Source organism: Microbacterium sp. CFH 31415, from assembly GCF_022538185.1.
Taxonomy (GTDB): Bacteria; Actinomycetota; Actinomycetes; order Actinomycetales; family Microbacteriaceae; genus Microbacterium.
On record NZ_JAKYXC010000010.1, the window covers coordinates 1 to 25,403 of the forward strand.

The 25,403-nt window shown below is 69.4% G+C and carries 21 protein-coding genes; 11 read left to right on the forward strand and 10 right to left on the reverse strand.

Annotated features, from left to right (window positions below):
* Positions 1-249: 249 nt before the first annotated feature.
* Positions 250-2,676: a family 43 glycosylhydrolase gene (locus tag MK786_RS12000; RefSeq protein ID WP_241112479.1), complete on the reverse strand. Its 2,427-nt coding sequence runs from the start codon at positions 2,674-2,676 to the stop codon at positions 250-252.
* 269 nt (positions 2,677-2,945) lie between these two features.
* Between MK786_RS12000 and MK786_RS12005 the strand changes: the two genes are divergently transcribed.
* The 3 genes from MK786_RS12005 to MK786_RS12015 are packed head-to-tail and all read left to right on the forward strand — an operon-like array spanning position 2,946 to position 6,021.
* A complete protein-coding gene (locus tag MK786_RS12005) occupies positions 2,946-4,286 on the forward strand; it encodes an ABC transporter substrate-binding protein (RefSeq protein ID WP_241112480.1) in 1,341 nt (446 codons plus the stop codon).
* Positions 4,283-5,197: a sugar ABC transporter permease gene (locus MK786_RS12010; RefSeq protein WP_241112481.1), complete on the forward strand. Its 915-nt coding sequence runs from the start codon at positions 4,283-4,285 to the stop codon at positions 5,195-5,197. The genes MK786_RS12005 and MK786_RS12010 overlap by 4 nt, the downstream gene beginning before the upstream one ends.
* Complete coding sequence (locus MK786_RS12015; protein ID WP_241112482.1) at positions 5,194-6,021, forward strand: carbohydrate ABC transporter permease; 828 nt, start codon at positions 5,194-5,196, stop codon at positions 6,019-6,021. The genes MK786_RS12010 and MK786_RS12015 overlap by 4 nt, the downstream gene beginning before the upstream one ends.
* Here the strand turns inward: MK786_RS12015 and MK786_RS12020 are convergent.
* Complete coding sequence (locus MK786_RS12020) at positions 6,008-7,048, reverse strand: LacI family DNA-binding transcriptional regulator (RefSeq protein WP_241112707.1); 1,041 nt, start codon at positions 7,046-7,048, stop codon at positions 6,008-6,010. The genes MK786_RS12015 and MK786_RS12020 overlap by 14 nt on opposite strands.
* A gap of 164 nt (positions 7,049-7,212) precedes the next feature.
* Between MK786_RS12020 and MK786_RS12025 the strand changes: the two genes are divergently transcribed.
* The gene (locus tag MK786_RS12025; RefSeq protein ID WP_241112483.1) at positions 7,213-8,208 is read left to right on the forward strand and encodes a LacI family DNA-binding transcriptional regulator; all 996 of its coding nucleotides are present in this window, start codon (positions 7,213-7,215) and stop codon (positions 8,206-8,208) included.
* A 92-nt stretch (positions 8,209-8,300) separates the two neighbouring features.
* On the opposite strand, the gene MK786_RS12030 is transcribed toward MK786_RS12025, so the two are convergent.
* The 3 genes from MK786_RS12030 to MK786_RS12040 form a co-directional block, all read right to left on the reverse strand.
* Complete coding sequence (locus MK786_RS12030) at positions 8,301-11,237, reverse strand: immunoglobulin-like domain-containing protein (protein WP_241112484.1); 2,937 nt, start codon at positions 11,235-11,237, stop codon at positions 8,301-8,303.
* A 270-nt stretch (positions 11,238-11,507) separates the two neighbouring features.
* Positions 11,508-13,160, reverse strand: a complete 1,653-nt coding sequence (locus MK786_RS12035; protein ID WP_241112485.1) for an FAD-dependent oxidoreductase — start codon at positions 13,158-13,160, stop codon at positions 11,508-11,510.
* Positions 13,161-13,392: 232 nt separating this feature from the next.
* Positions 13,393-13,848, reverse strand: a complete 456-nt coding sequence (locus MK786_RS12040) for a MarR family winged helix-turn-helix transcriptional regulator (protein WP_241112486.1) — start codon at positions 13,846-13,848, stop codon at positions 13,393-13,395.
* Between the two features lie 93 nt (positions 13,849-13,941).
* On the opposite strand from MK786_RS12040, the gene MK786_RS12045 reads away from it, so the two are divergent.
* From MK786_RS12045 to menE, 5 genes are read left to right on the forward strand one after another with little or no spacing between them, the layout of a single operon-like run.
* A complete protein-coding gene (locus MK786_RS12045) occupies positions 13,942-14,859 on the forward strand; it encodes an SDR family NAD(P)-dependent oxidoreductase (protein ID WP_241112487.1) in 918 nt (305 codons plus the stop codon).
* A complete protein-coding gene (locus MK786_RS12050; protein WP_241112488.1) occupies positions 14,856-15,746 on the forward strand; it encodes an amidohydrolase family protein in 891 nt (296 codons plus the stop codon). The genes MK786_RS12045 and MK786_RS12050 overlap by 4 nt, the downstream gene beginning before the upstream one ends.
* A 1-nt stretch (position 15,747) precedes the next feature.
* Positions 15,748-16,938, forward strand: a complete 1,191-nt coding sequence (locus MK786_RS12055; protein ID WP_241112489.1) for an acyl-CoA dehydrogenase family protein — start codon at positions 15,748-15,750, stop codon at positions 16,936-16,938.
* Positions 16,939-16,979: 41 nt separating this feature from the next.
* A complete protein-coding gene (locus MK786_RS12060) occupies positions 16,980-17,432 on the forward strand; it encodes a MaoC family dehydratase (RefSeq protein ID WP_241112490.1) in 453 nt (150 codons plus the stop codon).
* Between the two features lie 16 nt (positions 17,433-17,448).
* Positions 17,449-18,969, forward strand: coding sequence for an o-succinylbenzoate--CoA ligase (menE, locus tag MK786_RS12065; protein WP_241112491.1), 1,521 nt, complete (start codon positions 17,449-17,451; stop codon positions 18,967-18,969).
* Between the two features lie 21 nt (positions 18,970-18,990).
* On the opposite strand, the gene MK786_RS12070 is transcribed toward menE, so the two are convergent.
* The 5 genes from MK786_RS12070 to MK786_RS12090 form a co-directional block, all read right to left on the reverse strand.
* Complete coding sequence (locus tag MK786_RS12070; protein WP_241112492.1) at positions 18,991-19,833, reverse strand: PaaX family transcriptional regulator C-terminal domain-containing protein; 843 nt, start codon at positions 19,831-19,833, stop codon at positions 18,991-18,993.
* A complete protein-coding gene (locus MK786_RS12075) occupies positions 19,830-20,633 on the reverse strand; it encodes an ABC transporter ATP-binding protein (protein ID WP_241112493.1) in 804 nt (267 codons plus the stop codon). Before MK786_RS12075 ends, MK786_RS12070 begins: the two co-directional genes overlap by 4 nt.
* On the reverse strand, positions 20,626-21,450 hold the full coding sequence (locus tag MK786_RS12080) for an ABC transporter permease (protein WP_241112494.1): 825 nt from the start codon (positions 21,448-21,450) through the stop codon (positions 20,626-20,628). Before MK786_RS12080 ends, MK786_RS12075 begins: the two co-directional genes overlap by 8 nt.
* Positions 21,447-22,301 (reverse strand): ABC transporter permease, encoded by an 855-nt coding sequence (locus MK786_RS12085; RefSeq protein ID WP_241112495.1) that lies wholly within the window; start codon positions 22,299-22,301, stop codon positions 21,447-21,449. Before MK786_RS12085 ends, MK786_RS12080 begins: the two co-directional genes overlap by 4 nt.
* An 85-nt stretch (positions 22,302-22,386) precedes the next feature.
* Positions 22,387-23,373 carry an ABC transporter substrate-binding protein gene (locus MK786_RS12090; protein ID WP_241112496.1) on the reverse strand — a complete coding sequence of 329 codons (987 nt, stop codon included), beginning with the start codon at positions 23,371-23,373 and terminating at the stop codon, positions 22,387-22,389.
* A gap of 251 nt (positions 23,374-23,624) precedes the next feature.
* Between MK786_RS12090 and MK786_RS12095 the strand changes: the two genes are divergently transcribed.
* On the forward strand, positions 23,625-24,500 hold the full coding sequence (locus MK786_RS12095; protein ID WP_241112497.1) for a methylenetetrahydrofolate reductase: 876 nt from the start codon (positions 23,625-23,627) through the stop codon (positions 24,498-24,500).
* Positions 24,497-25,372: a formyltetrahydrofolate deformylase gene (gene purU / locus MK786_RS12100; RefSeq protein WP_241112498.1), complete on the forward strand. Its 876-nt coding sequence runs from the start codon at positions 24,497-24,499 to the stop codon at positions 25,370-25,372. The genes MK786_RS12095 and purU overlap by 4 nt, the downstream gene beginning before the upstream one ends.
* The last annotated feature ends 31 nt before the right edge of the window (positions 25,373-25,403 follow it).

A 25,403-nucleotide genomic window follows, 5' to 3' on the forward strand; every position in this document is an offset into this window, starting at 1 on the left:
TGACCCGGGCTGAGGTCGGCTCCGCGCTCCGCGCACGCGAGACGTCACATCCGCGCCGAGACAGCGGGGGCGAGACGCCGTCTCGGCGGGGGTGCGCCGGGGAGGCCGCGGGGGGCCCCCCCGCGGGGCCCACCGCCGGGGGGGGGGGGGCGTCTCCGCGCGCCGGCCCGCGGTCGCCCCCCGGGGGGGCCCGGGGGGGGGGGGGGGGGGGGGGGGGCCGGCCCCCGCCCCCCACCCCGGGTGTGTGCGTCAGCCGCAGCTGTGCGCGCCGTAGGCCGCCTCGACGACCCCGGTCAGCGGTTCGCCGCCGACTGTCGCCGATGCCGACACGGTCGCGGCGCCCGCCGTGACCGTGGCCAGGCGCGTGGTGAACGCGTTCGAGACCGTCTTGCCGGCCGCGACCGTCACCGACTTCGAGCCGAACTCGGTCGCCACCGATGCGGTGACCGGAACGTCCTCGCCGTTGGTGACCTTGACCGTCAGCACCGACTTGCCCGCGACGCAGCGCGATGCCGCCTCGGCAGTGACGTCGAGCGTGCGCTCATCGGCCTCGGTGAACGACAGAGTGTCGAGCTCGAACAGGTCGCCGGTCCCACCGCTGTAGGTGAAGAAGACGTCCTGGGTTCCCGTCGCGCCGGAGAGGTCCGCCGACAGCTCGGTCCACTCGCCGACCGCACCCGTCACCGGAACGGTGCCCACGACCGGCCCGGTCTCGCTGCCCGTGCGGACGGAGATGGATCCGCCCGCCTGGAGCGGCTTGACCTTGACCGTCACATCAGCGGCTCCGGCGTCGCCGAAGTCGACCGACGACAGCGCGGTCCAGTCCCCGTTGTCGATGTCCTTCACGACGAGGTTCGGAGCCTCCGCGCCGAACTGCGCGGAACCGTTCGTGACCTTCTGGGTCGCGATGCCCTTGCTCCAGCCGAACGTCTCGGCCTCGAAGGTGCGGAACGGATCGAAGTCGCGCACCTGCTGGACGCCGGCGTAGGTGCCCACGACCTGCTGGATGGTGCCGTCCGCGTTGAACGTCAGCTCCTGGATGTGCGGGCTGCGGTAGCCCTGGGTCGTGTTGCCGTTGATCCGCTTGTTGAGCGTGGGAGCGTGGTACGTGAAGTAGTACTTGCCCTCGAACTCGAAGACGGACTGGTGGTTGTTCCCGCCGGTGCCGGTCCCGAAGAACTGCGACTGGTTCGGGAAGAGCACCCCGACGTACTTCTCCTTCGGGAAGTTGGTCGGGCTGTCCGACATCATGTACGGAATCTGGCCTCCGCCCGGGTATCCGGGGAGCGGCGTCTGGTTGCCGCCGAAGTCGTTTCCGCCGAAGTGCGACGAGTAGGTCAGGTAGTACTTGCCCTCGCGCTCGAACACGTGCGCGGCCTCGAACGACACGGGGGTGTCGACGACCATCGCCGAGCCCTTGGTGGTGACCATGTCGTCCTCGAGCTCGATGACCCGGATGTTCTTCGGGTTGTTGTAGCGCTCGGCCGCGGGCAGGCTCGTCGAGGCGGGACCGCCGCCGAAGTACAGGTAGTTCTTCCCGTCCTTGTCGACGAGCGGAGCCGGGTCGAACTTCCAAGCGACGTCCTCGGCGCCCGGCGTCGAGCCGTTGATCAGCGTGCTGGTTCGCTCGCTGATCCAGGGGCCGAGCGGGCTCTCACCCGTGATGACGTTGCTCGAGCCGCCGCCGTTGGCGTAGTAGAGGAAGTACTTCTCCTCACCATCCACGACCTTCTTCGCGAAGCCGGGAGCCCATGAGTTGCCGGTGAACGGCGCCACGCCCTGCGGGCCGGCCACCTGGATCTCACCGTGGTCGGTCCAGTTCACGAGGTCCTCCGAAGAGATCAGCGTGATCTGGTTGATGTTGCCGTAATTGATCGACGGCGAGATGCCGGTGATCGGGTCGGGCGCGTACCCCTGCGTGTCGTTCGTCATGAACATGTAGACGCGGCCGTCCTCGGCATAGCCGAAGCCGTCGGCACCGAACTTGTGGCCGATCAGCGGGTTGTGCTCGCCGGGGAGCTTGCCGACGACCTCGATCGTCTTCGAGGGCGGCGGCGGCGGGGGCGTGCCGATCAGCGAGACGTCGTCGACGACGAAGTCCATGAGGTGCGTGTCGGGCGCCGCCGAGGGGTCGCTGGTCCACGGCGTCTCGATGAACAGACGGGCGGTCGCCACGCTCTGACCCGCAGGGACGGTGAACGTCGAGTTGATGTAGCCCCACTGTCCGCGCGCCGGCGTCGTGCTGGCGAGGTTCGTGTAGGTGCCGCCGCCGTAGTGCATTGTTGCGAAGAACTGCTTCGTCGCGGGGCTGGCGGGATTGTCGTACTTCACCCGTGCCTTGATCGCGTACGTCTGGCCGGCCTGGATCTTGCCGCTCAGATCCTGCATCGGGCCCGAGCCGGTCGTCTGCCGCGCGGTGATCTTCACCGCAGATGCGCCCGAGAACGCGTCATTGACGATCGACAGGGTGCCGCCGTCCGTGCCGTTCCCGTTGTTGACGAACCAGCCGTCGAGGCCGGCCTCGAATCCGCCGTTGACGATGAGCTCTTCATCGGCGGCGGTCGCGGGAGCTGCGAGCCCGCTGACGATGAGCGCTGTCGCGGCGAGAGCCGCGCCCAGCACGCCGGCCATCCTGCGGCGCACCGCCGCACGATGTGTGATCTCCCTGGTGGTCAAGGTCTCCTCCTCATTGATCGATCAACCTCGGTCCGCCTGCACCGCAGGAACGCGGGGGGATGTGGGGTGGGCAGTGATTTTCCCCTTGCCTCAGATCTGCTGAGCACTGCTGCGTGCGACCCGACCCCAATGGCGGATTCTCGCATGTTAGCGGTCACAGCAACCCGTGACAATACCCAGTTGTTCGCGCTATCAAAGTCGTGCATGATCGAGGGAAGCCACGAGCGGCGCCCGTTCCCGTCGATCCCGCTCGACGCGAAGGAGCGTGCATGGTCAGCATCGGATTCCGCGCGCGCCGCCGACTGGGGCGGTCGACACGCGGTCGCATCGCCGTGCCCGTGCGCGCCGTCTCCGCGTTCGCCCTCGCGGGTTCACTGCTGCTCTCCGGCTGCGCGGCGGCCCCTTCCGACGGACCGATGACCTTCTGGTCGTTCACGGGGATCCAGCAGGGCGAACAGGTCGAGGGGTACCTCGAAGCGCATCCGGGCGCCCGCATCGAACTCAGCGAAGTGGGCACCTCGGCCGAGACCGCCGACGCACTGACGGCGGCGCTCGCCGCAGGTCACGCGCCCGACCTGGTGCTGATCCAGGGCGACGATCTCCCACGCTTCCTCGAGGCCGAGGACCGCTTCGTCGACCTGAGGGACTTCGGCGGTGACGACGTGGGCGGCGAGTACCTCGATTGGGCACGGGATGCCGCGACCACGGCCGGCGGGAAGGTCATCGGCGTCCCCACCGACGTCGGCGGCATGGCGCTCGCGTACCGCGCGGACCTCTTCGCGGCGGCGGGGCTGCCCACCGACCCGGAGGAGGTGGCCGCGCTCTGGCCGACCTGGGAGGACTTCGTCGAGACCGGCATCCGATTCTCGGCGCGGTCCGACGTCGCGTTCGTCGACAACGTCTCGACCACCGTCTTCATCAACGCCGCCAACCAGCTGCCCGTCAAGTACTACGGCGACGACGGCGAGCTCGTCCACACGTCGAACTCGGGGCTCGAGCGCGCCTTCGACGTGGCGCTGCGCGCCCATGAGGCCGGCATCGGCGCCGGAGCCGCCGCGTTCACACCGGGCTGGTCGGCGGCCATGGCCCGCGGCGACTTCGCCGTGATGCCGGCTCCGTCGTGGATGCTCCGCGTGATCAGGTCGACCGCTCCCGACACGCACGGGGCGTGGCGGATCACGTCGGTTCCCGGTGTCGCGGGGAACTGGGGCGGCAGCTATCTCGCGATTCCGGCCGGGGCGCAGCATCCCGAAGCCGCATGGGACTACATCGCCGCGACCCAGGCCCCCCGAGCACAGCTCGAGCACTTCGAATCGGGCGGTCCGCTGCCCGCCTCCCGGGAGCCCTACCTCCAGGACGCCTTCGCCTCATACGGTGACGACTTCTTCGGGCCGTCGCGGATCGGCGAGGTGCTCACCCGATCGATCGTCGACATGCCGGCGGTGCGCCAGGGGCCGGCGTCGACCACCGTCGACACCGCCTTCGTGCAGACGCTCGCCGCCGTCGAGCAGGGCTCCATCCGACCTGCGACCGCGTGGCGCTCCGCCCTCGACGCGATCGCCGTCGCTCTGCCGCCGTCGGCCGCGACCGACGTCGCGGACGACCGGTGATCGACCGGCCTCGCCTGCGGTGGGCATCCCGGTGGGACCCCGCGGCGCCCTACCTCTTCCTCGCGCCGTTCGCGCTGATCTTCGCGGTGTTCACGGTGCTCCCGTCGGTGGCCACCTTCGTGCTCGCGTGGTGGCAGTGGGACCCTCTCGGCGCGCGCACGTGGGTCGGCGCCGCCAACTTCGAGCGCCTGGCCGCGGACCCGCGGTTCTGGACCGCGACGACCAACACCCTCGCCATCGCCGCCGCGGCGACGATCGTGCAGGTGGGGATCGCCCTCGGTCTCGCGCATCTCGTCCATCGGGTGGCCGGTCGGGCGGTGGGAGCTCTGCGGGTCTCCCTGCTCGTCCCGTTCGTGACGTCGGGCGCGGCGGTCACGATCCTCGTCGCGCAGCTGCTGGACCGGGACTACGGGTCCGTGAACCGCCTGCTCGACGCGCTCGGGTACCCGCACGTGGATGTGCTGGCGCCGCCGTGGGGAGCGTGGGCGGTCGTCACCGGCATCGTTGTATGGCGCACCTTCGGGTTCACGACGCTGCTGATGCTGGCCGTGCTCAGCGCCACGCCGCGGGATGTGTTCCGGGCGGCGGAGCTCGACGGCGCCGGAGGGTGGGCTCAGTTCCGCCACCTCTCTCTCCCCCTGCTCGGGCCCGTCATCGCGTTCAGCGTGGTCACCTCCGTCACCGGGGCGCTGCAGCTCTTCACCGAGCCTCTCCTGCTGGACCCCACCGGCGTCACCTGCGGCCCAGCGCGCCAGTGCCAGACCCTCGCGCTGCTCGTGTACGAGGTCGGCTTCCGCGACTTCCAGTTCGGATACGCGGCGGCAGTGGCCACCGCCGTGTTCGCGATCGCCGGCGCGGCCGTCGGCGCTGCTGCTCTGGTGGCCGGCCGTCGACTGGGGTGGACGACGTGACACGTTCCGCGCGGATAGAAGTCGCTGTCGTGGTGGCCGCGGCGATCGTGTGCTGGCTGCCGATCTGGTTCATGCTGGTGGTCGCCTCGCGCGACTCTGCGTCGGCGACGACCTTTCCTCCGCCGCTCCTCCCGGGTGGATCGCTCGTCGACAACGTCGGAACGGTCCTCGCGGCCGTGTCCTTCGGCCGGGCGCTGGTGAACTCCGTCATCGTCGCGGGATGCGTCGCGCTGGGCGGTGCGCTGGTGTGCGCGCTGGCGGGATTCGCCTTCGCGAAGCTGAGCTTCCCCGGTCGACGCCCTCTGTTCATGCTCGTGATGCTCGGTCTGACGCTGCCCGTGCAGCTCGCGGTGATCCCGCAGTATCTGCTCGTCTCTGCGTTCGGCTGGGTCGACTCGCTCACGGCGCTGATCGTTCCGGCGCTCGCGAGCGCCTTCGGGGTCTTCTGGATGCGCCAGTACATCGTGGCGACCCTGCCGGACGAGCTCCTCGATGCCGCCGCACTTGATGGCTGCGGCACCGTGCGGACATTCCGCCACGTCGCCTGGCCACTCGTCAGGCCGGGAGCAGCGGTCCTCGCCGGCATCCTGTTCGTCACCACGTGGTGCGACTTCATGTGGCCGTTCATCGTGTTGCGCTCTCCTCGCGGGCAGACCGTCCAGGTCGCGCTTCGCGCGCTGCAGGGCGAGTACGGCGCCGACTACGCCCTGGTGTTCACGGGTGCACTGCTCGCGACGGCGCCGATGATCCTGATGCTCGTCGTGGCGGGACGGCGCATCACGCGTGACGGGATCGCTCGCGCCCCGGCAATCACACGCCGCTGATCATCGACCGCTCTCCTCGGGCGCCGTCGTGGACCGGCGCGGTGCTCTGTCGCGCGACGAGCCGCGCACGAACCTGCACCTCGGACGCGAGTTCGTCGTGCGCTGCCAGGAGACGAGCGACGACGGTCGCGGCGAGATCATCCCTGCGTGACGAGACGGTGGTGAGCGGCACTGCGGCATGACGCGCGTCGGCGTGGTCCTCGAGACTCACGATGCTGAGGTCCCACGGCACTCGCACGCCACGCAGCCGCAGCCCCCGCACCGCGCCCAGCGCGAACGAGACCGTGGGCGCGAGCAGCGCGGTGCAGTCGGCGAAGGCTCCGGCATTCTGCCCGAGACGGAACCCTGCGTCGGCGTCGACGCCCGCTCCCGCGATCGACCGGAGCCGGACACCCCGGACACCCGGGACACCGCACGCATGGTCGACGGGGCGTGCCGTATCCGCGCCCGCGAGCGCGATCCGGCGGTGGCCGAGCCCGGCCAGGTGCTCCACGGCCACGGCGACCCGGGCCGGCGAGTCGGCCGCGAGCGCGAGCATCCTGTTCCGTCCCGCCTTCGGCACCTCGGCATGCGTCGTCTCGGCCAGGGACCTCAGCCGCTCACGCGAGAGCGGGTCGGCCGCGATGAGCACGATCCCCGCCGTGCCGGGCTCACCGATGCGCGCGGCCGCGCTCGCGCGCGAACGCTCGTCGGCAGGGTCGACATCGACGATCGTCAGAGCAAGACCGGCCCGATGCGCCTGTCGGGCGACGGCGTCGACGAGCAGCCCCGACTCGCGCCATCCCTCCGCTGCCACCAGCGCGACGAGCTGCGGACGCACGCGGCCGGCGAGGGTGCGCGCCGACGCGTTCCGCTCGTACCCCATCCGCCCGGCGATCTCGAGCACGCGTCGCCGCGTAGCCTCGGTCATGCCGTCCTGCCCGTTCACCGCTCTCGACACCGTCGTGTGCGAGACGCCGGCGAGCCGTGCGATGTCGTAGATCGTCGGCGGATGCTGCCGCGTCAACTGCTGCCCGACCGCCATCATGCTCACTCCAGACGCAACCGCGCAGGCAACGGGCGGCGCGAGCGGCCACCGTCTGTCCGCCGTGAGACGCGAGACGCAGCTAGAGTCGCAAGGTACCTCGGCACCGACCCGAACAGATCCGGATGCAGCCACCGCCCCCTTCTCACGCGAAACCGCATGTCACGATGCAGGATGTCGCGGACAGAGCCGGCGTCTCGGCGCAGACGGTGTCGAACGTGATCAACGGCCGCACCGAGCGCGTCGGCGCCGAGACCATCGACCGCGTGACCAGAGTGATCGATGAGCTGGGATACCGGCTCAATCAGAGTGCCCGCTCGCTCCGGAAGGGACGGACCGGGATCGTCGGACTCGGACTCCCGGTGCTCGCCTCCGAGTACTACAGCGAGCTTGCCGAACGCCTGTCGGTGCGATTCGCCGAGCGCGGCATCCGGCTCGTCGCCGAGAACACGGGCGGCGCGATGGCTGCCGAGGTGGAGTCCCTCGCGGCATCCCACCTCGAGACCTATGACGGCTTCATCCTCGCGATCGCAGCGAGCGAGTCGGTCGATCTCAACCGTCTGCTGCCCACCAAGCCCATCGTGCTGCTCGGCGAGCGTGCGCTGTCCAGCCGATTCGACCACGTGCTGATGGACAACGTCGCGGGCGCGCGCATGGCAACCGGACACCTCCTGGATCGGGGGTCGGAGTCGCTCGTCGCACTCGGCGGCGATAGATCGGGTCCGGAATCGGTGCAGACGCTGCGCACGCGCGGCTTCGACGAGGCCCACCGGGAGCGCGGCCTCGAGCCGCACCCGGAGCGGATCGTGAACGGCGGTCTCGACATGGCCGACGGGTACCGAGAGGTGTGCGCCCTGCTCGACCGCGGCGTCGGGTTCGACGGGATCTTCGCCCTCACCGACTCGTGTGCGCACGGCGCGCTGCGCGCGCTCGCCGACCGCCGGGTCCGCGTTCCGGCCGACGTCCAGGTCGTCGGATTCGACAACGTCCGGGCGAGCGCCTACACGACTCCGCGCCTGACGACGATCGAGCCCGGCAACGACGAGATGGCCGACGAGATCGTCCGCGTCATGATGGCGCGGCTGCAGGCGGGCGCCGCGCCCGGCGAGCTGCACCGCAGCACGGCGCACGCCCGGCTCGTGGCGCGCGAGAGCACGCGCTAGAGCTTCCGCGGGGCCGCCGATGCCGCCCGCCCGCCGATGTCGGCGGGCGTGCCGATGGGGGGCCGCAGGACGCGACCCCCCACCGGCACGGGTCACCCTGTGCAGGACGCCGCTCCGTACTCGACGACGTACACGGACTGCTCGCGATCATCTCCATCGCCCGCCGACACGGTCACCGTGACGGACCCGGCCGGGATGTTCGCCGCACGGGTCGTGAACACCGACGAATGCGTCTTGCCCGCGACCACGGCGCCGACCTGCTTCGTACCGAAGTCCGAGCCGATCTGCGCGCTGATCTTTCGCTCGTCGCCGTTGGCGACAGAGACCGTCAGCAGGACCTTGCCGCCCACGCAGCGAGACGACACGGCGACCGAGGCCGCCACGGCGGGCAGCACCTCGAACGACGCCGTCGCCTCCGAGGCGAGCAGGATGTCGAACCCGAGGAACTCGGCCTTCACGGTCTGCGCACCCTCGGCGAGGTCCGCGGGGAGCGTCGCCGACGCCTCGCCGTCCTCGAGGTAGACCGTCTCGGACCAGTCGCCCAGGCTGAACCGCACCTGGCCGCCGGTCTCGAAGCCGTCGGCAGCCGACACGGATGCCGTGACGACGGTGCTGTCGCCCGCGCGGACGTCGTCCGCCGAGACCTCGACCGTGGTGGCCACGTCCTCGTTCGGGATGCCGCGGATGCTGTTCCACTCGCGCAGGGTGATCGGGATCACGGTGCCGTGACGCGGACGCGGGACGCCGGCGTTGGTCATCGTGATCGTCTTCGCCTGCCACGTCTGCGCCTCGATGTTCGCCTCGCACGCGGCCTGGTATCCCCCGCCGTTCGTGTAGCGGTCTCCCCACAGGTAGAACTGGCCGGGGCACGCGGTGTCACCGGGGTTCGCCTTGAAGATCACCGGGCCCTCGTAGCCGGCGTTCGACTGCCACGTCGTGCGACCGAGCGCCGGGGCGATGAGCTCCCACGCGTTGATGTCGCTGTCGAGGAAGTCGGTGTGCTTCTCCGAGAAGATGTCCGACCCGGCGTTGCCCGCCTCGTTCTTGGTCACGCGGTAGTACTCGTCGCCGACCTCGATCGCGGTGGTGTCGATGCGCGACTGCGGAGCCGGGTTCTGCCACACCTTGGGCTCGGAGAACGTCTGGAAGTCGCGCGTGATGTTGTACCACATCTGCGCGTTCCCCTGACCGGTGCGGTTGATCGGGTCGTTCCACAGCGACTGCGCCCAGAACACCGCGTAGGCGCCGATCTCGTCGACCCAGAGCGACTCCGGAGCGAACGCGTTGCCGGCGTTGTCGGGCGCCACCTTGACATGACGCTGAGGCGTCCAGTTGACCAGGTCGTTCGACTCGAACACCTCGATGTACTGCGTGTCGTTGATCGCGTACCCGCCCTGGTCGTACCAGTTGAGGTCGGTGGCGATCATGTAGAACGTGTCGCCGTCGGGCGAGCGGACGATGTGCGGGTCACGCAGACCCTGATCGCCGAGCTGCGAGACGAGCGACGGCCAGCCTCCGGTCAGGCCGGTCCAGTCCAGCGCCGTGTTGCCGTTGGACGTCGCGAACATGATCTGCTCACCGTCCGCGATGCCCTCGCCCTTGAAGTAGCCGAGGAAGTACCGCTCGTTCTCCTCCTCGCGGGGCAGCGGCTTCACGACGACGTCGAAGGTCTTCTCGACCTCGGCGTCGCCCTTGGCGATGGTCGCGGTGAGCGTCACCTCGACCTCGGCGTGGCCGTACGCGGGGCGCGTGACCACACCGGTCGGCGAGACCGCGTCGGAGTCGGACTCCCACGTGATCTCCGAGCCCCATCGTCCGGCGTCGGGCAGCGTGATGTTGCCGCGCACGTTGTCGGTCTCGTAGAGCTCGAGGTCGAGCGCGTCGCGGTCCACCGAGTGTCCGTCATCGAACTCGGCCGGGACCGTGACCTGGATCTCGCGGACGGCGACGGACTCCGCGCCCTTGCGCAGGGTGGCCGTCAGCGTGGCGGTCGCGTCGGACTCGCCGAGCGCCGGGCGCGTGATCACACCGCGGATCGGCACCTTGCGCGCGCTGTTCACGGCGGGCGGGTTCACCACCTCGACAACGGCGGGGTCGGACGACGCCCACGTGGTCGTCGAGCCGGCGACGCTGCCGAGCTTCGGCAGCTCGAGGTCCTCGACGATGGCGCTCGTCAGTCCGAGGTCGATGGCCGCGGCATCCGCTTCCACTCCCTCGTCGTTGCCCTGCGCCGCACGCATCGCGACCTCAGACGCGCTCAGACCGCGGTCGTACACGCGGAAGTCCGCCAGCGTGCCGCGGAACGAGTAGTTGCCGGGCACCTGCGAGCGAGCGAGGAAGTTGCAGTTCGTGCCTGCGGCATTGACCGACGGCGGGGTGGTGATCGTGGCGGACTGCGCGTGCTGCACGCCGTCCACGAACAGGGTTCCGGTCCACGAGGTGCCGTTGGCGTTCGGCGTCTGGGTGTAGGTGACGTGCTTCCACACACCCTCCGGCAGCCGTACGCGGTTCTGCTGCACGTTGACGCTGCCTGCGGCGACACGCAGGCGCTGCGTGTTCGACGAGAACAGCTGGCCCTGCTGGCCGGTCGTCGCATCGCACGACGCCTTGTTGCCGAGGCTCCAGATCTGGTGCTCGCCGACGTTGGCAGGGTCGATCCAGATGTCGTAGTCGACGGTGATCGCCTGCATGCCGGCGGTCAGGTCGTTCGGCAGCCGCACGTACGCGCCGGAGAGGGCGTCGGCGTAGTCATCGGGATTGAAGCGGATGCCGCGGCCCTCCCGCGCCGCGTTGTCGGGGTTCACCAGCGTGGCGTCGGCTGCCGCACCGGCCGTACCGGTGTTGGCGACGCGCGTGCCCGTCGTCTCGTCGAGGAGGAACTGGTGGACGAGACCGTCTACGACATCTTCGTAGACGGGCTCCGCAGCCGCAGGTGTGGCGGCGATGACGCCGACGCACAGGGCCGCCGCAGCGGTCAGCGCGGTGACGCGACCCCTGCGTCGTTGTCGGGTGGGGGCGGGATGGGCCATGGAGCACTCCTTCGTGCGGTCGTCGGACGAGTGTGGTCCGCCGCGTGAGCTGGGGCTCCGACGGCGACAGACCGAGGTTTATCCATCAACCTCGGTCCTCTTCGCATGTTAGCGGTCACACTGCGGATGGCCAAGAGGCAATGGCTGACCCGGGCTGAGGTCGGCTCCGCGCTCCGCGCACGCGAGACGTCACATCCGCGCCGAGACAGCGGGGGCGAGACGCCGTCTCGGCGCGGATCCGCCGTCTCGACGGCGGATCCGCGCCCGGTGTCACACTCGGACGGGGTCGGGCTTGCGAGCGGCGACGCCCGCTGCCCAGGTGCGGTAGCCGCCGTCGAGGTTGCGGACCTCACTGCCATGCTGGGAGAGGATGCGCGCGGCGGTGTGTCCGCGCTGTCCGACCTGGCAGTGCACGATGAGCGGGCCGCCGGGCAGTTCACGCAGACGTTCGCGCAGCTCGTCGACCGAGATGCTGATCGCGCCGGGGATCGCACCGGCGGCGTGCTCCGCGGGGGTGCGGACGTCGATCAGGGTGGCGCCGCCGCGGAGCGCGTCGTCGAGCTCGTGCCATTGGATGCTCGAGGTCGTGCCTGCGCGCAGGTTGTCAGCGACGTATCCGAGCTGATTGACGGGGTCCTTCGCGGAGCCGAACTGCGGCGCGTACGCCAGTTCCAGGCGCGCGAGCCCGGACGCCGTGATTCCGCCCGCGATCGCGACGGCGATGACGTCGATGCGCTTGTCCACGCCCTCCCCTCCGACGATCTGCGCGCCGAGGATGGCGTCGGTGACCGGCTCCACCAGCAGCTTGATCGACATCGACTCCGCGCCCGGGTAGTAGGTGGCGTGCGATGCGGGATGGGTGTGGATGACGCGGTGGGGGCGGCCGGCGGAGGCGAGCTGCCGCTCGCTCCAGCCTGTCTTCGCCGCGACCACATCGAAGATCTTCACGATCGCGGTTCCCCATGCCGGCGTGTTCCGCTCGTCGCGGCCGACGATCACGTCGGCGACGGAGCGGCCATGCCGGTTGGCGAGGCCGGCCATCGTCACCAGGGCGGGCTCGCCCGAGATCGCGTCGATCTTCTCGATGCCGTCCCCCACGGCGTAGATGTGAGGGTCACTGGTGCGGTTTCGCCCGTCGACCGCGATCCCGCCGGTGGGCCCCAGCCGCAGACCGGCGGTGCGGGCGAGGTCGACGTTGGGGAGCACGCCGGACGCGTCGATGATGAAGCTCGGCCGCACGCCGGTCCCATCCGTGAGGAGAACGTCGCCGCCCTCGATGCTCTCGATCGTGACGGACGTGCGCACGTCGACGCCGTGGCGGCGCAGCTCCGTTTCGATCGGGCTGGTCATCTCAGGATCGAGCGGGCTGAGGATGTGCGGGCCCCGCTGGATGAGGGTGGTGTGGATGCCGCGGCGCACGAGATTCTCGACCGCCTCCAGCCCTATGAATCCGCCGCCCACCACGAGTGCGGACGAGTGATCGGCCGCGGTGCCGACGAGTTCGTCGATCGCGTCGACGTCTTCGACGGTGCGCAGCGTGTGGGTGGGGATGCCGGAGTCGCCGGTCGCCGCCCGTGCGGAGGCACCGACCGCCAGGATCAGCTCGTCGTAGGTCTCGACCGAGACGTCGCCGGTGCCGAGCTCGACCACGGTGATGGTCTTCCCCGCAGGGTCGACGCTGACGACCTCATGGCCGGTGCGCACATCGAGCCGGAAGCGAGCCGCCAGCGACGCCGGGGTCTGCAGGAGCAGGGAGCCGCGGTCGCGGATCACGCCGCCGACGTAGTACGGCAGACCGCAGTTCGCGTAGGAGACGTACGGTCCGCGCTCGAACACCACGATCTCCGCTGCCTCGTCCAGGCGCCGCAGCCGTGTCGCCGCAGACATTCCCCCGGCGACACCGCCGACGATGACCGTCTTCATGTGGGCTCCTCCAGAGGTGGTTCGGTATACCCCTATGGGTATCCTACTATACCCCCGGCAGTATCAGCATTCTCGTCGCCGCGGCTTGGTGGTTCGGCTTCGACCTTCTCCTCCAGGTGGTGAGCGGCGTGCGCTCTTCATCTGTCGAGCAAGGTATGAATCGATGTGGTGACTCGGCATCACCACATCTGGTGATCTTCGGTGCGGAAGACCGGGTCTGCCCGCCCCGGCTTCACTCCGCGGGGAAGGCGAGGGTGCGCAGCAGCCGCATGAGGGTCTCGCGGTCGTCGGGGGCGAGCTCCGCGTGCACGCGCTCTTCGGCGGAGCGCGCGGCCTCGCGCGCACGCGAGGCGAGGTCGCGACCGGCGTGCGTGGCCACCACGACGTTCGCACGCCGGTCGGCCGGGTCCGGCTTCCGCTCCACCAGACCGCGCGACTGCAGCTCGTCGACGAGCGTCACGACCTGACTCGGATCGAGCCGGAGGAACTCGGCGAGCTCGCGCTGCGACGGGCGGGCATCGCCCGCCGCCAGGACGAGCACGGAGTATGAGCGCGCTCTCAGCCCGTGAGCGGCGAGCGCACCGTTGCCCTCGGTGAGGGAGATCGCGTTCGCCCTTGCCAGGAGGAAGCTGAGATCGTCTGTCAGCGTGGACGACCTCAGACCCACGGCATCGACGGACTTCGGCATGACGTCGATGCTAGCGGAGGTGATGGAGAAACAGAATGATTGACTTTTTCAACAGTCCGCACTTCAATGGAGTCCGACACGAAGGAGTCACCAATGTCGCTGCAAGGCAAAGTCGCCATCGTCACCGGCTCGGGTCGCGGCCTCGGTCTGGCCTACGCCCATGAGCTCGCCCGACAGGGCGCAGCGGTCGTCGTCAACGACGTCGACGAGGCGACAGCAGCCGAAGCGGTCGCCTCGATCGAGGCTGCGGGCGGTCGTGCGGTCGCCGTCGCGGCCCCGGTCGGCTCCACTGAGACCGCGAAGCGACTCGTGCAGGCAGCGGTCGACACGTTCGGACGGCTCGACATCCTCGTCACCAACGCGGGAGTGCTTCGCGACACGGTGCTGTGGAAGATGAGCGACGACGACTTCGACACCGTCATCAATGTGCACCTGCGCGGCACGTTCACGTGCGTGCGCGAGGCGGCCACCTGGATGCGCGAGAACGAGGTCGCCGGCCGCATCATCTGCATCGGTTCCCCCACCGGTCAGCGTGGGAACTTCGGCCAGACCAACTACGCCGCCGCGAAGGCAGGCATCGTCGGCATGGTGCGCACCTGGGCGCTCGAGCTCAAGAGGGCCGGCATCACCGCCAATGCCGTCATCCCGGTCGCCGCCACCGCGATGACCGCGACGGTCCCGTACTTCGCCGCCGCCGTCGAGGCCGAAGCGGCCGGCGAGCCGATGCCGGCGTTCTTCCGCCACGACCTCGGCTTCGGCACGTCGGACGATGTCGCCGGGCTCATCGCCTACCTGGCATCGGATGCTGCGGCCGGCGTCACCGGTCAGGCCATCGGCATCGGCGGCGACCGCCTGCAGCTGTGGTCCCACCCCGAGCCTGTCGCCACCGCCTACCATGACGGCGGCTGGTCGTACGACGACCTCGTCCCCGGGTTCGCCGCCGCAGCAGGTGACCTGCAGAGCGTCGGTGAGAAGTTCCCGCCGCTTCCCGAAGAGCTCCAGCGGCCATGACGCGCTACGAGCCGCGGATCGACCTCGACGCGATCACCGCGATCGACGTGCACGTGCACATCGAGGTCGACGACCACGGCCACGCCTCGCTTCCCCCCGACATCGCCGAGGCCGCGTCGGCGTACTTCCGCGCCGACGGGCCCCGCCCTGACCTCGAGTCGATCGCGGACTACTATCGCGAGCGCAAGATGGCCGCGGTCGTGTTCACGGTCGACGCGCAGACCCAGCTCGGCCACCCCGCGCTATCGAGCGCCGAAATCGCCGAGGGCGCGGCGCGGAACAGCGACGTGCTGATCCCCTTCGGCTCGGTCGACCCGCGCGCGGGCGCCGAGGCGGTCGACCGCGCACAGCGCCTGATCGATGAGAACGGCGTGCGGGGATTCAAGTTCCATCCGACGGTGCAGGGTTTCGACCCGTCCGACGAGGCGTACCTTCCGCTGTACGAGGTACTCGAAGAAGCCGGTGTGGTCGCCCTGTTCCACACCGGCCAGACCGGCATCGGCGCGGGCATGCGCGGAGGGCGGGGCTTCCTCCTCGGAATGTCGAACCCCATGCTGCTCGATCCCGTCGCCGCTCGGTTCCCCGACCTGCAGATCATCATGGCGCATCCGTCCGTCCCCTGGCAGGACGAAGCCCTCGCCGTCGCGACGCACAAGCACAACACGTGGATCGACCTGTCGGGATGGAGCCCGAAGTACTTCCCCGAGTCGCTTGTGCGCGCCGCGAACTCGTACCTCAAGAATCGCGTCCTGTTCGGGTCGGACTTCCCGCTCCTCACCCCGGATCGGTGGATGAAGGATGCCGACTCCACGGGGTCGTTCAAGCCCGAGGTCATGCCCGGCATCCTGAAGCACAACGCGGCTCGGCTGCTCGGACTCGGCGGCTGACGTGCCTGCGCTCGAAGCGGAGGCCACGTTCGGGTTCGACCCGTACGCGGTCGCGGCCGAGCACCTGAGCCCCGCCGCGCAGTCGGCGCTCGGGCGGCTTCAGGACACGCTGGGCCGCAGCATCCGCCCCCTTCTCGCCGATGCCTGGGAGACGGCGACAATGCCCGGCGCGGTGCTGGACGCGCTGATCCCCCTCGATCTGATGGAGCCGCGCGGAGTGGATGCCTCGGAGGCGGCGTCGAGCATGTTCTCGGGCTTTCGCAACTACGTGCTGGCGCGCACCGACGTCTCGGTCGCCACGCTCTACAACGCGCAGTCAGGGCTCTTCCGCACCGCCGTCCGCCTGGGCGGGTCACCGGAGCAGGCCGCCCGGCTCGACCCGCTCGTGCGCACGTTCGAGCTGCGGGGCGTCTTCGCCCTCACCGAGCCGGAGCACGGCTCGGACATCGCCGGAGGGCTCGCCACCACCGCCCGCCGGGACGGCGACGAGTGGGTGCTCGACGGACGGAAGAAGTGGATCGGCGGCGCGGCCGGGTCGGACGTCCTCGTCGTCTTCGCCCGCGACGTCGACGAGGGGGCGGTCAAGGCCTTCCTCGTTCCGACCCGATCGACCGGGGTGCGCCTGCAGCCGATCGACGGCAAGATCGCGCTGCGCCCCATGCAGAACGCCCTCATCACCCTCGACAACGTGCGGGTGGGCGAGGAGTCGAGGCTGCAGAACGTCGATGGATGGCATGACGTGTCGCGGATCCTCGGCGCGATGCGCGCGGACGTCGCGTGGATCGCCGCCGGACTTCAGTCCGGCGCGCTCGACGCGGCCGTGCGCTACGTCCGCGAGCGGCGCCAGTTCGACCGCCCGCTCGGCGGTTTCCAGCTCGTCCAGGAGAAGCTCGCCCGCATGCTCGGCAACACCGTCGCGTCACTGTCGATGGTCGCCGCGCTTTCGAGCGCCCAGGACCGGGGCGTGTTCGCCCACGTCAACTCGGCACTCGCGAAGCTGCAGACCGCGCGCCTGGCGCGGGAGACCGTCGCCCTCGCCCGAGAAGTGGCCGGCGGCAACGGGATTCTCCTCGAGCACGACGTCGCCCGGTTCTTCGCCGATGCCGAAGCCGTGTACTCGTACGAGGGCACCCACGAGATCAATGCCCTGATCGTGGGCCGCGCCCTGACGGGCACGGCGGCGTTCACTTGACCCCTGCACCACAGCCTGACACGGCACCAGAAGGAGAAACCATGACCACCACCGTCGCCTACGAGGACATTGCGAGCCTCGCCGGGACCGACCTCGGCTGGACCGAATGGCTCGAGGTCACGCAGGACCGCGTGAACCTCTTCGCCGACGCCACCGACGACCACCAGTGGATCCACGTCGACCCCGAGCGCGCCGCCGAGGGTCCGTTCGGCGGCGCGATCGCCCACGGGTTCCTGTCGCTCTCGCTCACGGTCAAGTTCTGGTCGGAGCTCTTCGACGCCACGGGGGTCACCACGCGCGTCAACTACGGCCTCGACAAGGTGCGGTTCGTCTCACCGGTCAAGGTCGGCGCCCGCGTGCGGATGAACGCCGTCATCGATGAGGTCACCGAGGTGCGCGGCGGATACCAGTTCGCCGTCGACCAGACGATCGAGATCGAGGGCGCCGACAAGCCGGCCGTCGTCGCCCGCGGTCTGTACCGCTTCTACGCCTGACCTCCCGGATCGACCCATGCACCACCTCGGAATCGGGTTCTGGCTCGGCAAGCGCCGCCTGCGCAACCCGGGCAAGACCGCCGTGGTCTTCGACGGCGAGAGCCTGACCTACCGGCAGCTTGCCGACGCCGCCGACCGCGTCGCCGCCGTGCTCTGGCACCGCGGCATCCGCAAGGGCGACGCCGTCGCGTACATCGGAGAGAACAGCCCGCAGTTCCTGCAGGTGATGTTCGGGGCAGCCCAGCTGGGCGCGGTGTTCGTGCCGGTGAACACGCGGCTCGCGGCGCCCGAGATGCGCCACGTGCTCGCCGATTCGGGGGCGCGCGCGCTGATTCTCGACCCCGAGTTGCTCGATCGGGCGATGCCCGGAGTCGAGGCGGGTCGCATCGCCCACGTCATCGTCACGGGTGTGGGCCTGCCCGAGCACCCCGGGCTCGCTCAGCTCATCGCGACGGCGACCGGCGGGCACACGCTGGCCGAGGTCGGTCACGACGACCCGGCCGCGATCATCTACACGTCGGGCACGACGGGGCGCCCGAAGGGCGCTGTGCTCAGCCACGGCAACCTCACGTGGGTGGCACTCAACTGCGCCGTCGACTACGACGTCGTCTCGACCGACGTGTCGCTGATGATCTCACCCCTCTTCCACGTCGCCTCGCTCGGCATGGGCGCACTCCCGGTGATCCTCAAGGGCGCGACGCTGGTGCTCGAGAAGGGCTTCGAGCCCGGCCGGGCGCTGGCCCTCATTCAGCAGCACCGCATCACCATGCTCAGCGGCGTGCCGACGACCTACCAGATGATGGCCGACCACCCCGCCTGGGCCGCCACCGATCTGACGTCGCTGCAGAAGCTCACGTGCGGGGGCTCCGCCGTGCCCACGCGCATCCTCAACGCCTACGAAGAGCGTGGCCTGTCCTTCTCGCAGGGATACGGCATGACCGAGACCTCGCCCGGGGCGACGTCGCTGTCGCCCGCGATGACGCGCGAGAAGCAGGGCAGCGTGGGGCTGCCGCACTTCTTCACCGAGGTGCGCATCGCCGACGAGCACGGCGACATGGTGCCTCGCGGCACCGTCGGCGAGATCCAGGTGTCGGGGCCCAACGTCTTCCTCGGTTACCACGGGCTGCCCGAGGCATCCGCCGATGCCTTCACGGACGACGGCTGGTTCCGCTCAGGCGACCTCGGATACCTCGACGAGGACGGCTACCTCTACATCTCCGATCGGCTGAAGGACATGATCATCTCGGGAGGGGAGAACATCTACCCCGCCGAGGTCGAGAACCTCATCGCCGACATAGAGGGCGTTTCGGGAGTTGCCGTCGTCGGCGTGCCGGACGAGCGGTGGGGCGAGGTGCCCTGGGCCGTCGTCACCCTGCGGGACGGGGCCGAGGTCGACACCGAGAAGGTGCGCGACCACCTCGACGGACTGCTCGCGCGGTACAAGCTCCCCAAGAACGTCGTCGTTGTCGAGGACCTGCCACGCACCGCGTCGGGCAAGGTCCGCAAGGCCGATCTGCGCGAGCGCTTCCGTCGGTGAGCGCGCTGCGGCGCGGATGCCTCAGCCGACGAGCGTCGCGAAGTCTCTCACAGCGGGGAACGCGAACTCACGGTGTCGGCGCGTGAACAGCTCGAAGCTTCGATCGGCCGGCCAGTCGTCGCCCATGTACTGACGAGGAAGCCGCGGGTCTGCCCGCAGCAGCGCGAGCCAGTCGGCGACGAGAATCGTCCGGGCGGTGATGGGCGGCAGGTCCGACGCGGCGTCGTCGTGCTCCCAGTGCGCGATGAACTCGTGATGGGCGGTCCGGATGGCCTCGACATCCCACGCCAGGCGCACGGTCTCGGTCATCGGGAACCCGTCGAGCTCGGCTGCCGAGAACGCGTTCACCGACGTCGGCGGCAGATCGGGGATGATGGCGCCGAGCGCAGCGGCGAGGTCGACCGCTCCGGGGGCGATCCACATCCCGTCGCGCAGGAGTGCGAAACCCGACCACGTGAGGGCGGCCCGCAACCGATGACGCAGGTCCCGCAGGTGCTCGGGCACGGTGAAGGTGACGACCGTCCAGCCGTCGCTCTGCGGTTCGAACGGCGCAGGTCCATTGACGCGGACGGATGCCTCGCGCAGCACCTCGCTGCCGTGCGGCGTGAGCAGGAACCCGATCTCACGCCCGAGTCGCGTGCGCTCCAGCACACCACTGCGGACCATGCGGTCGAGGTTCGTCCGGACGGCGGATGCCGCGACCCCGGCGCTCTCGAGCGCGCCGATGAGCACGCTCGCACGCAACGGCTCGAAGTACCTGTCGCACACGTACTCGCCGAAGAACGCCAGCAGCAGCTGCCGCGGCTTGCGCGTGAGGATCGAGTCGTCGGTGCCGCCGAAGACCGCAAGGGCCGTGCCGGTCACGCCGCGCTCGGCCGCACGGCCTCACCGCGCTTGGCTCGCTGGATCTGCTCGTAGACGTGCGTGCGCAGCTCAGTGAAGCGCGGAAGCGCCCGCGTCGTGATCTGATCGCGCTCGGGCGCGATGTCGATCGCGAGGTCCTCCTGCACCCACGTCGGCGACTTCGACAGCACGATCACGCGCTCCCCGAGGTATACCGACTCATCGATGTCGTGAGTGACGAAGAGGATGGACATGCCCCGTTCGCGGTGGAGGGTGCGCACCAGGTCTTCGAGGTCGGCCCGGGTCTGGGCATCCACCGCAGCGAAGGGCTCGTCCATGATGAGCACCTCGGGCTGATACGCGACCGCCCGCGCGATCGCCACGCGCTGCTGCATTCCACCCGACAGCTGCCACGGGTAGCTCTTCGACGCGTGCTCGAGACCCACCGCCGTGAGCGCGTCGTCGATCAAGCGGTCGCGGTCCGCCCGCGAGAGCTTCTTGTGCTTGAGCGGCAACTCGACGTTGCCGCGCACCGTGAGCCACGGGTACAGGCTGCGGCCGTACTCCTGGAACACCAGCGCCATGCGCGGTGGCGGCGCAGTGACGCGCTTGCCGTCGAGCTCGACCACACCCTCGGTCGGCGCGAGGAGGCCCGCGATGCACTTGAGCAGCGTGGTCTTGCCGCATCCCGACGGACCGACGATGCAGACGAGCTCGCCCGAGTTCATCTGGAAGCTGATGTCGCCGATGGCCTCGACGTTTCCGGTCGACGCCTCGTACACCTTGCGCAGGCGTTCGACTTTCAGCAGCGTGTCAGGCACGCTCCACCTCCTTGATTCCGTGGTACCAGCGAAGCACCCGCCGCTCGACGAATCCGAAGATCACCGCGAGCAGCACGCCGATCAGGCCGAGCAGCACGATGCCGCTCCACATCTCGGCGATGAGGTAGTTGCGCTGGAAGTAGACGATTCGGTAGCCCAGGCCCGACGACGAGAAGAACATCTCGGAGATCACCATCAGGATCAGGGCGATCGACAGGCACTGCCGCACTCCCGTCATGATGCGCGGGCTCGCCGCGGGCAGCACGAGGAACCGCAGGCGTTCCCCTCGGGTGATCGCGAACGACCGCGCCGTCTCGGTCATGACCGAGTCCGTGGCACGGACGCCCTCGATGGTGTTCAGCAGCACCGGCCAGACGGCGCCGGTCACCATCACGACGACCTTCATCATGTCGTTCGCTCCCACGAGCACCGCGACGATAGGGATGAGGACCGGGGGCGGCACGGCACGGAAGAACTCGAAGATCGGCTCGAGCAGTTCGCGCAGCCAGCGCACGAGTCCGATGACTGTACCCGCGGCGATGCCGAGGACGACGGCGAGCACGATGCTGATCGCCAGTCGAGCGAGACTCGGCAGCACATCGGCGACGAAGGCGGGCCCGATCCAGGTGTCGACGAACGCTTCGAAGATGACGAGCGGGCTCGGGAAGAACAGCGCAGGCGAGATGGACGACCAGATCCCCCAGATCACCAGCAGGACGATCGGCAGACCGAGGGCATAGGCGGTGTTCTCGCCGAACTTCGCCCAGGCCCGCGAACGGCCGCGGGGGGTCACGACCGTGCTCGTGTACAGGGTCACAGCAGCTCCTCCCCGCGCACCGACTGATGCCACGACAGCGTCCGGCGCTCGATCGCGCGGAAGCCGAGGTTCACCAGCAGGCCGAGCATCCCGGTCACGATGACGAGCGCGTACACGGTGGTCCATTGACCCGACTCACGGGCGATCATGATCGCGCGACCGAGGCCGGGGATGCTGATGAACATCTCTGCGGTGATCGCGAGGATCAGCGCCACTGTCGCGGCCAGTCGCAGCCCGGTCATGAGATACGGCAGCGCCGTCGGGAAGACGAGGTTCACGATCCGCGAGCCTCTCGTCAGCCCGAAGCTGCGCGCCGTGTCGCGGGCCACGGCGTCGACATCCGCGACGCCGTACAGCACCTGGATGAAGACCTGCCAGAAGCTGGCGTACACGATGATCAGGAGAGCGGCCTGCAGCTGATAGCCGAACATCAGGATCGCGAGAGGAATCAGCGCCACCGACGGGATCGGACGCAGAAACTCCACGGTGGTATGCGTTGCGCGCCGCAGGAAGGGCACCAGCCCGATGACGGTGCCGAGCACGACCGCGAGCACGGTGGCGATCAGCAGGCCGATCGCCCACGAGGTCAGAGTGCGGCCGACGTTGCGCCAGAACTCCAGGTCGCCCATCAGCACGATCAGCTGCCCGATCGTGTCGGTCGCGGTCGGGAAGTACGCCTCGTTGACGATGCCGAGGGTGGGCAGGAGCTGCCACGTGACGAGGAACCCGGCGATGCCCGCCAGTCCCAGCACGACCTTCCGAAGCGTGCGCCCCCGGCGCCGGCGGCGGAAGCGCCCGTCGTCCGCGCCTGGCTCCGGGGGGACGGCCGGGACGTCGGGAACGTCTGTCATGACGACAGTCTGCATGGTGTCTCTTCCGGCAAGGACGGGGCGGATGTCCGCGGGCCGCGGCATCCGCCCCGTCGCTGTCATCGTGCTACTGCTGCTGGATCAGGCGGCCGTAGTCGGGCTCCGTCTCGATGTACTCGAACTCGACGGCGAGAGCGCCGAGGTCTTCGATACCGGCGTCGGCGAGGTCCCAGGTGAACGTCGGGAGGGTGATGCCCGCGGCCGCCTCCTCCGGGATCTCGAGGTTGGTCGCGATCGCCGCGCGCACGGCCTCCTCGTTGTCGGAAGCCCACTCCAGCGCCTCCGTCATCGCAGCGGAGTACGACGCCACCAGGTCGGGATCCTCGTCGAGGAGGGCCTGCGTGGTGATGTTCGTCAGCACAGTGAGGCCCGGGATCGTCGCCTGGTAGGGAGCGACCACCGAGGTGCCCCCGCCGCCGACGATGATGCCGCGGAACGGGTCGGGTGCCCAGGCGGCGTCCATCGTGCCGGCCTCGAGCTGCGCGGGCACATCCGGGAAGGCGACCTCGACGAACTCGATGGTCGAGGGATCGCCGCCGTCGTCCTGAACGGCCTTGCGGATCGTGAGGTCACCGGCGGCACCGAGGGTGTTGACCGAGACCTTCTTTCCGGCGAGGTCGGCCGGGCGCGTGATGCCCGAGTCCGCGAGGGCGACGACGGCGTTGACGTCTGTGCCCTCCGTGAGGCTGTTGGCGTAATTGCCGACGATCGTCACGCCGAGGTCCTGCAGGTCGGCGCGAATGGGGCCGAACGGCTGACCGATCGCGAACTCGATGTCGCCGCTGAGCAGCGCAGGGATGGCGTTGGCGCCGCCCTGGGCGGGCACCACCTCGATCTCGAGACCGTGCTCCTCGAAGATGCCCTCGTCCATCGCGGCCCATAGCGCGCCGGTCTCGGCGATCGGAAGTGCGGCGACACGGACAGTGGTGAGCTCGCCCGAGCCGGCATCGGCGTCGGAGGGGCTGGACTCGGGGTCGGCGGCGGAGTCGGAACAGCCGCTCAAGGCGAGGGCGGCGGCTGCCAGGACTCCGATGGTGGCAAGACTCTTCTTCATTGACGGGCCTCTCAGGAACGGGTGCGGGGTCTCCGGCCACCCGAGTCGGTCCGACAGCAGTCGGAGTCCTCACGGCGGCGTGCCGGACATGACACATCGTGCGCCCCTCGACTGAGATTGTCAATGATTTCATGACGCCCGTCACAGATTCGTTGAACTATCGCGCACCCCTCTTGCCATTACCTATGTGCATAGGTATCGTCAGTCTCGCGGGACGCGATGATGCGCCCGGTGACGAAAGGACCGCAGTCATGGCGCACGCGAGCCCCGCCTCCCCTTCGGCTGCCGCGCTGGTCGACGGCTTCTCGCTCGAGATGACCGGCAAGGACGTCGCCGGCTTGCACGAGGCCCGAGCGATCATCCCCCGCGGCACGAAGATCAACGTCACCTTCCTCGGCAACGAAGACCTCGAGATGCGCGTTGCCGCCGCGCGGGCCGTGAAGGAATCGGGCTTCGTCCCCGTCCCTCACATCTCCGCACGTCGACTGGAATCGGCGGCGCAGCTCGAGGAGTTCCTCGGCCGGCTCCACGAGGTCGGCGCGACCGAGCACGTCTTCGCGGTCGGCGGCGACCCTGCCGATCCGGCTGGGCCCTATCCCGACGCGCTGTCGCTGATCCAGTCCGGGCTGCTGCAGCAGTACGGGGTCCGCGAGGTCTCGATCGCCGGATACCCCGAGGGGCACCCCGACATCACCGACGACGTGCTGTGGCGCCACCTCGACGAGAAGGCGCTCGCCCTCGCGCAGCAGGGTCTCGACGCCGTCATCCTCACGCAGTTCGCGTTCGACACCGCACCCGTGATCGACTGGATCGCGGCAGTCCGCGACCGCAGCATCGACGCCCCGATCCGCGTCGGCACACCCGGTCCCGCCGGCATCAAGCGGCTCATGGCCTTCGCCCGACGCTTCGGGGTCGGCGCGAACGCGATGATCGTCAAGAAGTACGGCTTCTCGCTGACCAACCTGATGGGCACGGCAGGACCCGACCGCTTCGTGTCCGATCTCGCCGAACAGCTCCCCGCCGCGTCGACGGTCAAGCTGCACCTCTACACGTTCGGCGGCCTTCTGGCCACCGCTCAGTGGGCGCGCGAGTTCGTGGCCGCCGAGTACTCCGGCGCGGTGCAATGACGCCGCGACTCGAGGCGACGCACGACCACGCCTGTCTCATCGTTCACGGCCCCGACCGGCCCGGCATCGTCGCGGCGGTCACTGCCCTCGTGACACGGATCGGCGGGAACATCGTCACGCTCGATCAGTACTCCGACAACCCTGAAGGCGGGGAGTTCTTCCAGCGCGTCGTGTTCCACCGTCCCCATCTGGAGGCGGCGCTCCCCGCCGTCGAGGCCGACCTCGACGAGACCCTCGGACCGTTCGGGATGACCTGGCGACTGACCGACCAGTCCATCCCGAAGAGGATGGCGATCCTCGCCTCCACGAGCGACCACTGCCTGCTCGAACTGCTGTGGCGCCACCGCCGCGGCGAGCTGCCCGTGACGATCCCGATGGTGATCTCGAACCACACGAACACGGCAGAGGACGTGCGTTCGTTCGGGATCCCGTTCTTCCACGTGCCGGCTCACGGGCCTGACAAGACCGCCGCCGAAGCTCGGCTGGTCGAGCTGCTGGGAGGCAACGTCGACTTCGTCGTGCTCGCGAGGTACATGCAGATCCTGTCGGACTCGTTCCTCGAAGAGGTCGGCGTGCCGATCATCAACATCCACCACTCCTTCCTTCCCGCCTTCATCGGCGCCGCGCCGTACCGCAAGGCGAAGGAGCGCGGGGTGAAGCTCATCGGGGCGACCAGCCATTACGTCACCGAAGACCTCGACGAGGGTCCGATCATCGAGCAGGACGTGGCGCGGGTCTCGCACGCGATGACCGCCGCCGACCTGCAGGCGCGAGGTGCCTACGTCGAGCGTGCCGTGCTCTCGCGTGCCGTGCAGTGGCACGCCGAAGACCGGGTGATCCGTCACGGCAACCACACGATCGTCTTCGCCTGACGGCACCGACCGAATCCCGAAGAACAGAATC